Origin of the sequence: Edaphobacter dinghuensis (genome assembly GCF_014640335.1) — a bacterium.
GTDB lineage: Bacteria > Acidobacteriota > Terriglobia > Terriglobales > Acidobacteriaceae > Edaphobacter > Edaphobacter dinghuensis.
Genome location: NZ_BMGT01000002.1, coordinates 308063 through 321023, shown reverse-complemented (window position 1 = coordinate 321023; position 12961 = coordinate 308063). Strand labels below are relative to the sequence as shown.

Annotated in this window: 9 protein-coding genes; 5 read left to right on the top strand and 4 right to left on the bottom strand. The window is 58.8% G+C overall.

Annotated elements, in window-relative coordinates; all coding sequences use genetic code 11:
• Positions 1 to 120: 120 nt before the first annotated feature.
• Complete coding sequence (locus IEW09_RS06940) at positions 121 to 1371, top strand: Nramp family divalent metal transporter (protein ID WP_188553469.1); 1251 nt, start codon at positions 121 to 123, stop codon at positions 1369 to 1371.
• Positions 1372 to 1477: 106 nt separating this feature from the next.
• Here IEW09_RS06940 and IEW09_RS06935 read toward each other — a convergent pair whose 3' ends face one another.
• Positions 1478 to 5035 carry a trifunctional glycoside hydrolase family 18/polysaccharide deacetylase/glycosyltransferase family 2 protein gene (locus IEW09_RS06935; protein ID WP_188553468.1) on the bottom strand — a complete coding sequence of 1186 codons (3558 nt, stop codon included), beginning with the start codon at positions 5033 to 5035 and terminating at the stop codon, positions 1478 to 1480.
• A gap of 106 nt (positions 5036 to 5141) precedes the next feature.
• On the opposite strand from IEW09_RS06935, the gene IEW09_RS06930 reads away from it, so the two are divergent.
• Positions 5142 to 6542: an ArnT family glycosyltransferase gene (locus tag IEW09_RS06930; RefSeq protein WP_188553467.1), complete on the top strand. Its 1401-nt coding sequence runs from the start codon at positions 5142 to 5144 to the stop codon at positions 6540 to 6542.
• Here the strand turns inward: IEW09_RS06930 and IEW09_RS06925 are convergent.
• The 3 genes from IEW09_RS06925 to serS all read right to left on the bottom strand — a co-directional run bounded on the left by IEW09_RS06925 (position 6505) and on the right by serS (position 9007).
• Positions 6505 to 7221: a LolA family protein gene (locus tag IEW09_RS06925; RefSeq protein WP_188553466.1), complete on the bottom strand. Its 717-nt coding sequence runs from the start codon at positions 7219 to 7221 to the stop codon at positions 6505 to 6507. The two genes, IEW09_RS06930 and IEW09_RS06925, sit on opposite strands and share 38 nt — an antisense overlap.
• 72 nt (positions 7222 to 7293) lie before the next feature.
• Positions 7294 to 7674, bottom strand: coding sequence for a hypothetical protein (locus IEW09_RS06920; RefSeq protein ID WP_188553465.1), 381 nt, complete (start codon positions 7672 to 7674; stop codon positions 7294 to 7296).
• A 4-nt stretch (positions 7675 to 7678) separates the two neighbouring features.
• Positions 7679 to 9007: a serine--tRNA ligase gene (gene serS / locus IEW09_RS06915; protein WP_188553464.1), complete on the bottom strand. Its 1329-nt coding sequence runs from the start codon at positions 9005 to 9007 to the stop codon at positions 7679 to 7681.
• Positions 9008 to 9171: 164 nt separating this feature from the next.
• Between serS and IEW09_RS06910 the strand changes: the two genes are divergently transcribed.
• The 3 genes from IEW09_RS06910 to purH all read left to right on the top strand — a co-directional run bounded on the left by IEW09_RS06910 (position 9172) and on the right by purH (position 12822).
• Entirely contained in the window at positions 9172 to 10110 is a 939-nt protein-coding gene (locus IEW09_RS06910; protein ID WP_229739156.1) for a dihydroorotate dehydrogenase, read from the top strand.
• Positions 10111 to 10239: 129 nt separating this feature from the next.
• Positions 10240 to 11145, top strand: a complete 906-nt coding sequence (locus tag IEW09_RS06905; RefSeq protein ID WP_188553463.1) for a sugar phosphate isomerase/epimerase family protein — start codon at positions 10240 to 10242, stop codon at positions 11143 to 11145.
• Between the two features lie 66 nt (positions 11146 to 11211).
• A complete protein-coding gene (gene purH / locus IEW09_RS06900) occupies positions 11212 to 12822 on the top strand; it encodes a bifunctional phosphoribosylaminoimidazolecarboxamide formyltransferase/IMP cyclohydrolase (protein ID WP_188553462.1) in 1611 nt (536 codons plus the stop codon).
• Positions 12823 to 12961: the final 139 nt, after the last annotated feature.

Genomic DNA, 12961 nt, shown 5'->3' with positions numbered 1-12961 from the left:
ATTTAGCCTGAGAAGACGATTGAAGTTGTGCGCCGCGGGTGGATACTCCTGGGCGGTTGGTAAGCCTTACGATCAGTAACAGTCAATTAGCTGGGCAATTAATAAAAGGTGGGGGCAGGCATGACATCCTGGCGCAGATGGAGAACGAGCCTCATCCTCTTTTTGGCTGTGCTCGGTCCGGGCTTCATCACCGCGAACGTCGATAACGATGCGGGCGGCATTCTCACCTATTCGCAGTCAGGCGCGCAGTTCGGCTACACGCTGCTGTGGACGATGATTCCGATTACGCTTGCGCTAATCATCGTGCAGGAGATGTGCGCGCGCATGGGCGTGGTGACGGGCAAGGGACTCAGCGACCTGATCCGCGAAGAGTTCGGCCTGCGCATGACCTTCCTGATGCTGGTCCTGCTGGTTGTAGTCAACTTCGGCAATGTGATCGCGGAGTTCTCCGGCATTGCGGGCAGCATGCAGCTCTTCCATATCAGCAAGTACGTCAGCGTTCCGGCGTGTGCTTTTCTGGTTTGGATTCTTGTGATCAAAGGCGACTACAAGAGCGTCGAAAAAGTCTTTCTCATCGCCAGCGTCTTCTACATCGCGTATATTGCGGCCGGTGTTCTCAGCGGCCCGGACTGGCATCTCGCGCTGGTTGAGACGGTGAAGCTGCCCACTCGCGGCGTATGGCACGACAAGCTGTATGTCTACATGACGGTCGGCATTATCGGCACCACGATCAGTCCATGGATGCAGTTCTATTTGCAGTCCACGATTGTTGAGAAGGGAATCAATGTACGCCAGTACAAGGCCTCGCGGCTGGACGTGATCGTTGGCTCCTTCTTTACCGACCTTGTGGCGTGGTTCATCGTCGTGGCCTGCGCGGCGACTTTGTTCGCGCATGGTATCCGCAATATCGTCGATCCTGCCGATGCTGCTGGAGCGATGAAGCCGCTGGCCGGCCAGTATGCGTTTATCCTGTTTGCCGCGGGGCTCTTCAACGCATCGTTGTTTGCGGCGTCGATCCTTCCGCTTTCGACTGCTTATACGGTGTGCGAAGGGCTTGGGCTGGAGAGTGGGCTGGATAAGAGCTTCAAGGATGCTCGTTTCTTTTATGGGTTCTACACGCTGCTACTGGCGGGCGGCGCAGCCATTGTCCTGATACCGAACTTTCCATTGGTTAAATTCAGCATTCTGTCGCAGGTACTGAACGGCGTTCTGCTGCCCATTGTGCTGATCTTCATGCTGCGGCTGATCAACAAGCATGAGCTGATGGGAACGTATACAAACAGCCGCTGGTTCAATGCCATGGCGTGGCTTACTACCGTCATCGTGATTGTGCTGTCCGGGGTGATGGTCTGGAACGGCTTTCACTCGTAATTGCTAAAGAACAGGCAAGAGCGGTCTCTCTACTGCGCCGCGCGATGACGCTGCGCAGCTTCGGTTGAGATGACGGAGCCTGGTGATTAGCTGACGTTAGACGAGCTTAGTGGGCGGGGTCGTCCTCGGTCAGCTTTTCGGTAGCTTTGGACATCTTGGCGGTACGCTCTAGCTTGTCCCAGTTGAAGGGCTTGCCGTCGATGGCGCGCTTGATGGTTTTGAACAATACGACCGAAAAGACCTGCCTGTAGGTGAAGCGCTGAATCCAGATATGGAAGAGCAGCCAGCCATCGCCCTTGCTCGCCGGATGTCTTCGTTCGAGCGCGAAAGCGAGCGCGGAGGTAACGAAATCGATCATCAGGAAGGCGAGGAAGAAGATGATCAGCTTGTCGAGGCTGGCCGATGACGTGGTGATGGGGTGGAAGTGCTTGTCGACGTAGTAGCTCAGTATGCCGACGACGAACATCAAATCAATAAGGGGCGAGACCAGCGGCAGCAGAATCTGGAAGATCAGCGTATTTGGGAGCGCGAAGAAGCCCAGCGCCTTGTGCTTGGTGAATGCGCTGCGGTGCTTCCAGATGGCCTGAAGGATGCCGAAGGACCAGCGGAAGCGCTGGCGCATCAGCCCATTCACTGTCACCGGTGCTTCGGTAAATGCCAACGACGCATCCTCATAGATGGAGGAGTAACCCTGTTCGAGGATGTTCATGGTGAGGTCGGCATCCTCGGCTACGGTGTTGGAGTGATAGCCGCCGCCTGCCTTGACGATGGAGGTGCGCCAGGCTCCGATGGCTCCGGGGACGACTGTGACCACGTCGAAAAGATCGAGGGCGCGACGCTCGAAGTTCTGGCTGGTGATGTACTCGAGCGCCTGCCAACGGGTCCAGAGGTTGACCTTGTTGCCCACCTTGGCGTTGCCCGCGACAGCGCCGACCTTGGGGTTCGCGAAGTTCGGAACCAGCCTGGCGATAGCATCGTGAGCGATGACCGTATCAGCGTCGATGCCGACATAGATCTCTTCTTCGATGTAAGGCAGCGCGAAGTTGAGAGCCTCGGCCTTGCCGGCGTTGGGTTTGGTCATCACGGTAAGGCGACCAGAGGAGATGTCGGCAGCGTAGGCCGCGCGCGCCGTGTCGAAGGTCTTGTCGGTAGAGCCGTCGTCGACCACGATGATGCGCAGGTTCTTGTAGGTGGACATCATGACGGAACGAATGGTCCGCACGATGACCTTCTCTTCGTTGTAGGCAGGGATGACGACAGCAACCCTGGGTTGATAGCCAGGCGTCGCGTAGTTTTTGCGCTTGCGCAGGCGGTCGATGACGGCGCAGATACCCATGATGATGAGTCTTGCGCTCATGAGGATGTCGCCGATGAAGAAGACGCCCACGATGAAGTTGTTGAAGAAGCCAACAAAGAAGAAGGTGACCGAGTCGGCGCGCGCCAGCCAGCGCTGGTGCGGCGTAAGCGGAGGCATGACTTCAGCGCGGGTTTTGCCGATCAGGTCGGAGACGTTGACGATCTTGTAGCCGTGGGCACGCAGGGCTTCGATGAGAACAGGCAGCGCGGCGATGGTTGCGGAACGGTCTCCGCCGCCATCATGCAACAGGATGACGGAGCCTTTAGTCCAGGTACGGACGTTCATGTCCGCAATCTGCTGAAAGACGCTGTCGACGATCTCCTGTGGAGATTTGCGCGGGTGCTCGTCCCAGTCGTTGGTATCGATCTTGTTGCCGAGAATGACGTAGCCCATGTGTTGAATGCGGTCTACGGGAGCGGCCTGGTCGTTGGTGTCGGGCTCCTGATCGATGGAGTAGGGAGGACGGAAGTAGAGAGGCTGTACGCCGAGTTTGGAGGCGAAGAGCCGCTCGGTGAGGTTCAGTTGCAGGTCAACCTGCGCGTTGGAGATATCGCTGATATCGGGATGGGTGAAGGTGTGATTGCCGATCTCGTGGCCTTCCCGATAGACGCGCTGCATGACGCCGACGTTGTTTTCAGCGACCTCGCCGATCATCAGGAAGGTGGCATGCACGTTGTAACGCTTCAGGATGTCGAGGATCTTCGGCGTCCACTCCGGGTCGGGGCCGTCGTCGAAGGTGAGCGCGACTTCTTTGGGATGGTAGCCGTACTGCTGCACCGTGTATGAGAGCGGCAGAGAGTCCATCGTCTCGTCGACGATCGAACGGTAGTTCAATGGAATGGAGGCGTCATCGTCGAGAGTCATGGTGCGATGACCATCCTGCGGCTTGCGTGTGATGCGCAGAATGTCGCCGTCACCTTCGGTATCGACGTCGTAGCCAGGCTCAACCGTGGCAAGGTCCTTCAGCGGATCGCCTTTGGTCGGGTTGTCCCATATCTTCCAGAGCGAGTTGTCTTCAGATCCCAGTCGCCACAGGGCAAAGGTCTCGAGGCCAAGGGCGCGTGCGGCGCGCATCTCGTTTAGAACTGTGACTGCGTCGAGAAACCAGACTTGATGACGGACGTGAGCGTCTTCGTCGTCGTAGGCGAAGTGGGCGTTGAGAGAGTTGTCGTCCAGCTCGACGTCGGAGCCGGAGTCGTACGCCTCCTGCCATGCCTCCTGCGTGGATAGATTCTCTGAAGTGAGCACCTTTGGCGGTGGGGGCTTCTTGTGTGATTTGTGCTTGTCCGTCTCTGCCGGTGGCATGGACATGGACCAGTCGTAGCCGTAGCTGCCGATGGCGCAGATGATTTTTTCTTTGGGGACGATCTTGAGGACGTTCTTCAGATTGTCGATGAACCAGCCCTGCGGAGCGATGGGGCCGGGGCCGCTGTCGGTCTGGTGCTGGTCGTAGTTCATCAGCAGCAGGCCGTCGGAGTGGTCGGCGATGTACTTCAGATTGAAGTCGTCGTCTCCCACGGGAGTGTTCACGTAGAGGCGGAGATGGTGCTGCTGGAAGTCGCTGTAGATTGCGGCGATCAGAGCGTTGTAGCCGGGCTGTGCGTCGGACGGAATCTCCTCGAAGTCGAGCGAAAGACCGTGATAGTTCGGATTGGCCTCGAAGAAGGTGTCGAGCTGCTTCAGGAAGTTTGCGCGTGCCGTTGCGTCTTCGAGAAAGTCTCCGATGGAGGGGAGAAAGATGCCCTTAACGGGATCGTAGTTATTGACGAGAGGGAAGACTTCGGTGTCGACGTGGTTCGCCGCAATGGTGCGTGCGACCTTGAACTCCTGATCGACAGGGTGAACACCGCCGTCATCGACGACGCGGAAGGGGCGGTTGTCGATGGAAAACGAGGTCAGGTTACCTTCAGGCGTTACAACGTGGAGCCACTCAGGAAAAAGGAGATCGACCTGCTTGATGTGCTGCTTCAGCGAAGAGTAGCTGGCTGGGTCCCACTCCACGTAGTAGGCGGCGCGAAGCCCTTCGCCCGAGTTCAACGTAACGTCGGAGGGTTTGAGATCGGTCTTGCGGTGCGCCGAACGGCGCAACTTTGCGACCGGTTTTGCGACCGGCTTGCGCGGAGTCGTCAGCGTCCGATAGTTGCGCTTCCGCACCTGGAACGAGAGCTCCGGCAGCGGTTTGGTGCGTATCAGGTTGATCAGAAATACAGCGATCAGCAGGATGCCGAGCAGGGCAAGGACATCGAAGACTCGACGCAGCCTCTTCCAGCGTTTACGTTGCGGATCGTAGAAGATTTGCTTGGTCATTGAGGAGGGGTTGCGGCGTGAGCGGCTGTATCAATCGTATGCAGTGTGTCGGTTAGAGTCAATGTGGAAGCAAGGGAGGGCATCATCCAAAGTATGATGCACATACATGACTTGGAGACGAATACAGCTAGGGTTGTGGGTGGCTTTGCCGCTGGCGCTGGGGCTTGCCCTGCGACTATGGTTTATCGCGCACCTGGCTCGGATCGACGGCGATACGCTGCTGTATGGCGATATCGCTAAAAACTGGCTGGAACATGGCGTCTATGGATTCACGCGTACAGGGATTGCTCCGCGTCCAACGTTGATTCGGCTTCCGGGCTATCCGCTGTTCCTGGCGGCGTGCTTTCGCGTCTTCGGCATTGAGCACTATACGGCAGTCATGGTCGTGCAGAGTGCGATCGACCTGTTCACCTGCCTGGTGATCGCCGCGCTGGCTGGGCGCCTGTTCGGGCGGCGTGCGGCGATGGTTGCGTTGTGGCTGGCTGCGTTGTGTCCGTTCACAGCGAACTATGTTGCCGCTCCTCTGACGGAGACGTTGAGCCTGGCTTGTATTGCGATTGCATTTTACGGATTGGAGCGGTGGCGAACGACTTCGCTCGGGCTGAACCGATGGCTATGGGCGATCACCTGCGCGCTTGCCTATGCGGTGCTGTTGCGCCCGGAGCAGGGGCTGCTCGCCGTCGCCGTGTTGGCTGCAATGTTTTGGATGGCCTCCCGTAGTCGCAACTGGGTGCGTTCGCTATGGCCCGTGGCGGTGGTTGCTGTGTGCATGGTGCTTCCGCTGGTGCCGTGGGCGGTGCGAAATTGGCGAACATTTCATGTGATTCAGCCGCTCGCTCCTCGGTATGCCACTGATCCCGGCGAGCTGGTGCCGTTGGGGTTTCAGCGATGGTATCGGAGCTGGGGCATCGACTTTGCCTCGACCGAAGACGTGTACTGGAACTATGACGGCGCGGAGATCGATATCAGCGATGTGCCCTCGCGTGCCTTTGATTCCGAGGAGCAGTATAAGCAGACCGATGCGCTGCTGAACGATTACAACCAGACCGACAACGCTACCGCTTCAATCGACGCACGGTTTGGAGAGATTGCCGCCCAGCGCATGCAGGACGACCCGCTTCGTTACTATGTCGCGCTGCCGGTGGCGCGATTGTTGAACATGGCGTTTCGGCCACGGACGGAGATGATGCCGATTCCGCTGTACTGGTGGCACTGGGACCATCCGCGGAAGAGCTGGTTTGCAGCGGGATATGCCGGGCTGAATCTTGTCTATTTTGTGCTGGGAGGCGTGGGCTTCTGGCTGTGGCGAAGGCGGGGATGGGACGCAAACCCCGACCTGGCGTGGGCGATGATGGGATTTGTGCTACTGCGTTGCTGTGTGTTGCTGACGCTCGACAACTCGGAGCCGCGGTATACGCTGGAGTTCTTTCCTGTGCTGATCATTTGGGCAGCGTTGATCGCTGCTCGGCCTAACGACGATCGACTGTCGTCTTCTTGTCGGTCTTGAGCGCGAAGGGCTTGGTGTTGACGCTCTGGTTGTAGCGAATATTGGTGAAGTAGGTGGTGCGCTGATCTTCGGACGGCATGAAGAACTGCTGCTTCAGGGAGACGGCGCGCGTGGGATCGACCCAGATAATGATGTGGCTGACCATGTTGCGGACGTTGGGGTCTTTCGAGACGAGGTCGAGCTTGGTGGTCGTCACCATCTTGCTGCCGTCATTGATGGGCTCGGTGCCGAGGTCGGTGATGTTCCACGCCTTGGCGAGGTCGGTACCGCTGCCGCCGAAGCCGAGCGTGAGAAAGCTCTCGTACTGTGCCTGATTGTTTCCGGCGCTCAGAATGGTGAGGTGGTCCGAACCGGGATCGAAGAGTTGCAGGCTGCCGTTCTTGTATTCGATAAATTTGGCCGAGGGAGGCTTGATCTGTGCGCCCATCTGCAGGCTCGAACCGTTTTTGAGGAAGTAGATGGTGCCGTTCTGCGTCGTGGTCTCTTTCACGACACGCTCGTAGATGTCCCAACGGAAGTCGGCCTCTGCGGATTTAAATCGGGTGCTCGCCTGGTCCATCTGATGGAGAACGGTGTTCAAGTCGGCTGGCTTCGGCTGGGCGAATGAAGAGAGAGGCGTGATCAGGAGTGCGGCGGCAGCGATGAGAAACGTTGTAGCAACACGGCGGAAAGGCGTCATTCGTTAATTGCTCCCGGTCATTAGATGGTTCGTCGTGGGATTGGGATAGCTCGCGGCGGCTTTTGACGCGCGCTAGCGGAGTGCCCAGGCGTTGTAGGCCGTGATCTTCCCTTTGGCGTCGCGAATGGGCTCGAAACGCTGGAGGGTGACGTGGCCGGAGATCGGCTCGATCACGTTGAGGATGGCGGCCTGACGCTCGCTGTCGGTGGTTGCGCCTTCGAGGTCCTGGGCGCGAATCTGGTAGACGAAGATCTTTCCGGCCTCGGTGATGCCTGCCTCTTTCACCACGACTTCGCTGGGGTCGAGCGTGAGGGTTTCGACCGGCTTGGCCTTGAAGTCGATGAAGCGCGGCCCGACAAAGAGGAAGAGCAGGATCAGCGTCACCATGACGTCGTAGTGGAAGCTGCCGCGCTCGTAGGTCCAGAAGAGATAGCTGCGAAGGAGTTTGATCATCGTGTCAGCTCCTGCCTTGCTGCTTGCCGATGACTGTATCACCGTTCATGTACGGGACGAGCGCATCGGGCACGCGAATGGTGCCGTCGGCTTGCTGATAGTTCTCGAGAATGGCGAGGTAGGTGCGTCCTACGGCGAGGCCGCTGCCGTTGAGGGTGTGCAGGAACTCGCTCTTCTTCGCGCCGGTGGGACGATATCTGATATTGGCACGTCTCGCCTGAAATGCCTCGAAGTTGGAGCAAGAAGATATTTCGCGGTAGAGGTTTTGTCCGGGGAGCCAGACCTCGAGGTCGTAGGTCTTGGCCGAGGAGAAGCCCATGTCGCCGGTGCAGAGCAGCATGCGGCGATAGGGGAGACCTAGTTTTTCAAGGACGGTCTCGGCATGGCGGGTGAGGCGTTCGTGCTCTTCGTTCGAGTCTTCAGGCTTGGCGAACTTGACCAGCTCGACCTTCTGGAACTGGTGCTGACGGATCATGCCGCGAACGTCTTTGCCGTAGCTGCCGGCCTCGCTGCGGAAGCAGGGGGTGTAAGCGCAGTACGAGATGGGGAGTTGGGACTCGTCGAGGGTCTCGTCGCGGAAGAGATTGGTGACGGGGACTTCGGCGGTGGGGATGAGCCAGTGGTCGCTCTCCTGAAAGACGCCGGGCTCGTACGCGCCCTTGTCGTCGCAGTGGAAGAGGTCTTCGGCGAACTTTGGGAGCTGGCCGGTGCCGAAGAGCGACTTGGAGTTGACCATGTAGGGCGGCAGGACTTCGGTGTAGCCGTGCTCGCGGGTGTGCAGGTCGAGCATGAAGTTGGCGAGGGCGCGTTCGAGGCGCGCTCCCTGACCGAAGTGGACGACGAAGCGCGAGCCGGAGATCTTGGCGGCACGGTTGAAGTCGAGGATGCCGAGAGCCTCGCCCAGCTCCCAATGCGGCTTGGCGGTGAAGTCGAACTTCGGCTGCTCGCCCCAGGTCTTTTCGACGCGGTTGTCGTGCTCGGACTTGCCGACGGGTACGTCGTCCTGCGGCAGGTTGGGCAGGGTCTGCATCATCTCGCGCAGGCGCTCGTCGGCTGCGGCTGCGGTGGCTTCGAGTGACTCGACTTCGGTCTTGAGGGTTCGCGTTTGCTCGGTCTGAGCGGTGGCGTCGGAGCCTGCCTTACGGAGGGCAGCGATCTCTGTGGTGAGTTTGTTGCGTTCTGCCTTCAGCGTTTCGACGCGGGTGATGGCGTCGCGGCGCTGCTGGTCTACTTCGGCAAAATTGCCAAGCGCGGCAGACGGGTCCATGCCCCGTGCGCGCAGTTTTTCCTCCACAAGGGGCAAGTTCGCCCGCATAAACCCTAGATCGATCATTTGAAGACTATTTTAGCGTCTCTCGGTGTGAATGCGGATTTTGAGGAGGGATGGAAAGGAAATACGATTAGGCTTAGAACAGACAGACCAAATACATGGGTTTCTCCACTCCGTCGCGCGATGAGGCTGCGCGGCTCCGGTCGAAATGACGTATTAGGAGTTAGATGAGTACATCGACACATCATAAAGGCCCGGATATGCGGGTGAGCATCGCCGGGGTGGAGCTGAGCTCGCCGGTAATTGCGGCCAGTGGGACGTTTGGCTATGGCATCGAGTTCGAAGAGATTGTCTCGCTGGAGCGTATCGGCGCGTTTGTGACCAAGGGGCTTTCGCGGGAGCCGATGGCAGGTAATGCCGCTCCCCGGATCATCGAGACTGCGGCGGGGATGATCAACGCCATTGGCCTGCAGAATATGGGGGTTCGCCCGTTTGTTGCGGAGAAGCTACCCAAGCTGCGCAAGCTGGCCGGTGCGGTGGTGATCGCGAATGTCTTCGGCTTCACCATTGAAGATTGCCTCGAGGTCATCGGCGCTTTGAACGATGCCGAGGGCATTGCCATGTATGAGTTGAATGCGAGCTGTCCGAATACGAGCCACGGCGGGATGGTGTTTGGCACCGATCCGGCGCTGCTGCATGAGCTGACGGTGCGATGCAAGGCGGCGTCGAAGCGGCCCCTGATGGTGAAGCTGTCGCCGAATGTGACCAACATCGGACAGATGGCGAAGGTGGCAGAGGATGGCGGAGCGGATGCCGTCTCGCTGGTAAACACCTTCGTCTCGCTGGCGATTGATGTGAAGACGCGGAGGCCGAAGATCGCCAATGTGACCGGCGGGCTTTCGGGACCGGCGATCAAGCCGATTGCGGTGCGGATGGTGCACGAGGTTTCGCGGGCGGTGAAGATTCCTGTCGTCGGCATGGGCGGGATTGTGCGGGCAGAGGATGCCGTGGAGTTTATGCTGGCCGGGGCGACGGCGGTTCAGGTGGGGACGGCGAGCTATGCCGATCCGCGAGCCGTGGAAAATATTGCCAATGGGTTGAAGCGCTGGTGCGCATCGCATGGGCTGGCGCAGGTTTCGTCGCTGACGGGCGGTTTACTGCTCTAGCTTCTCTTCAGCGGCTGTAGTGCTCCATCGTCTATGAGTTCCGCCGGTCGGCTCGCCGGGAGTTGGTAGGATGTTGCTGGCTGCTCATCCTTTCGCTGGGCAGAATTGAACAGACCGGAGCAATGGACCATGCAGAATAAACTCAATCGGCGCAGCTTTCTCAGAAATGTCGGGGCGAGTGCAATCGCTGCCACAGCAGTGGAAGCTCTCGGGACTCCATCCGCCGATGCGTTGCCAATAGCCTCAGCAAAGCCAGCCCGCCTCTTCTCCGGTTGTTGTGCCTACACCTACCGCAATGCGTTTAAGAATGGCTTTACGCTTGAGGAATTCATCGAGAAGGCGGTCGATCTTCGCCTCGATGCGATTGATATGACGGTCTACTATATGAAGTCCACCGACCCAGGCTATATAGAGAATCTTCGCTGGCTGGCGTACAAACATGCTGTCGCCTTTTCCGGTGCGGCTTGCGGTGTCAGCATGGTGGCGGCTGACCCTGCCAAACGCGCTGATGCTCTTGTCCAGATTAAAAAGTGGATCGACGTGACCGACCGTCTCGGTGCCTCTCATCTTCGCATCTTCGCCGGTCCTCTTCCTGCGGGAACCTCGTTGCCCGATGCCACGACATGGGTGGTTGAGATTATGAAGGCTGCCAGCGACTACTCCGGCAGCAAAGGCATCATGGTCGGACTCGAAGATCACTATGGAGTCTCCCAGAGCGCGAAGGTCTGCCTTGAGGTGATGCATCGTGTGAACTCGCCCTATGCGGGGATCAATCTGGACATCACCCACTTCGACAAGAAAGACGGAGATCCCTACGAGCAGATCGCCTCCTGCATTCCTTATGCCACCAATACCCACATTCGCACCAAGTTCGACGATGGAACGTCCATCGACATGGATCGGGTCTGGAAGCTGTTTGCGGATGCGGGCTTCAAGGGCTATATGTCCTATGAAGGCGAGGAGATGGACACCCCCGGAATTCCTCCGGCGATTGCCGAGATCGAGCGCCTCTGCCGGAAATATTCAAGCGTATAGGCGACTGGCCACAGTTTCGCTGGGGCATGTGTTTGTCGGGAGATTGTGGATAGAATAAAGGGAATAATGACTTCCACTCATTCTGCCCCGAACGCTCCGCTGGTTGATCTTCGCCCTGTTCGCCGCGCTCTTCTGTCTGTCACGGACAAGACCGGCCTTATCGATTTTGCCCGTGCGCTTGCCTCATTCAATGTAGACCTTGTATCGACCGGAGGGACGGCCCGCGCGCTGCGTGAGGCTGGTTTGCCGGTGCGCGATATCAGTGATCTGACCGGGTTTCCGGAGATGCTGGATGGCCGCGTGAAGACGCTGCACCCCAAGGTGCATGGCGGCATTCTGCACATCCGCGGCAATGCCGAGCACGAGGCCTCGGTTGCGGAACATGCGATTGAGCCGATCGATATGGTGGTGGTGAACCTGTATGCCTTCGAGAAGACCTCGCAGAAGCCGGGCGTGGCGTTTGCCGATGTGATCGAGAACATCGACATCGGCGGTCCTTCGATGGTGCGGTCGGCGGCGAAGAACTTCAGCGACGTGGCGATTGTGACCTCGGCAGACGATTACGGTGCGCTGACGGAAGAGTTGAAGGCGAACAAGGGTAGCCTGAGCCGCGCTACTCGCTGGCGGCTGGCGAAACAGGCGTTTGCGGTGACGGCGGCTTACGATGCGGGGATTGCTACGGCGCTCGAGAGCATCGAGGAGCCGAGTGGGGCGGCGGTGTTTTCGAAGGAACTGCCGCAGACGATCCGGTTGATCGAGCCGCTGGCGAAGACGCTTCGCTACGGAGAGAATCCGCATCAGAAGGCCGCGCTGTATGTCGATGGCAGCGGCAAGGGAGTGGCCGGAGCGGAGCAGTTGCAGGGCAAGGAGCTTAGCTACAACAACCTCGTCGATCTCGATGCGTGCTGGGACATCGTCAGCGAGTTCGATGAGACGGCGGTGGCGATCATCAAGCACACCAACCCGTGTGGAGCTTCGACCGGAGCAACGGTGCTGGAGGCTTACAAACGGGCGCTTGAGGCCGATCCGGTTTCGGCGTTCGGCGGCGTGATTGGCATCAATCGCGAGGTGGATGCGGAGGCCGCAGAAGAGATTGCCAAACTGTTTGTCGAGGCGATTGTTGCGCCTTCGTTTACTGCCGGAGCGCTGGAGAAGTTTGCGGCGAAGAAGAACCTGCGGTTGGTGAAGATCTCTCCGGTAGACACGACCCGGATGCTCAAGCAGGTCTCGGGTGGGTTGTTGGTGCAGGATGCTGATCGGTTGAAGGTCAGCGAGGCCGAACTGAAGATGGTGACCGAGCGGAAGCCTACGGCGGAAGAGTTGCGGGCGCTGCTGTTTGCATGGAGCATCTGCAAATATGTGAAGTCGAATGCGATCGTCTATGCGCGTTTTGCCGATGGGCATGGCCAGACGGTCGGCATTGGTGCCGGACAGATGAGCCGTGTGGATGCGGCAAAGTTCGGCGCGATGAAGGCGGTGCTCCCGCTGGCGGAAACTGTCGCTGCCTCAGACGCGTTTTTCCCGTTTGCTGACGGCCTGGAAGTGGTTGCCAATGCCGGGGCAACGGCGGTGATTCAGCCAGGCGGCTCGGTGCGGGATGCCGAAGTGATTGAGGCAGCCAATCGGCTGGGAGTAGCGATGGCGTTTACCGGCGTCCGGCACTTCCGGCATGGATGATCGGCGGACGGATATAATCAGCGCCAGCGTCGCAAACGGTACGATCTGGCGCTGCATCCAATCGCCAGGGAGAGCCGTCTAACCACTGTCTTTCGTCTCGCAAGGATTCGGTCCAGCGTTTGCCAGTCCAGAAAGTTAC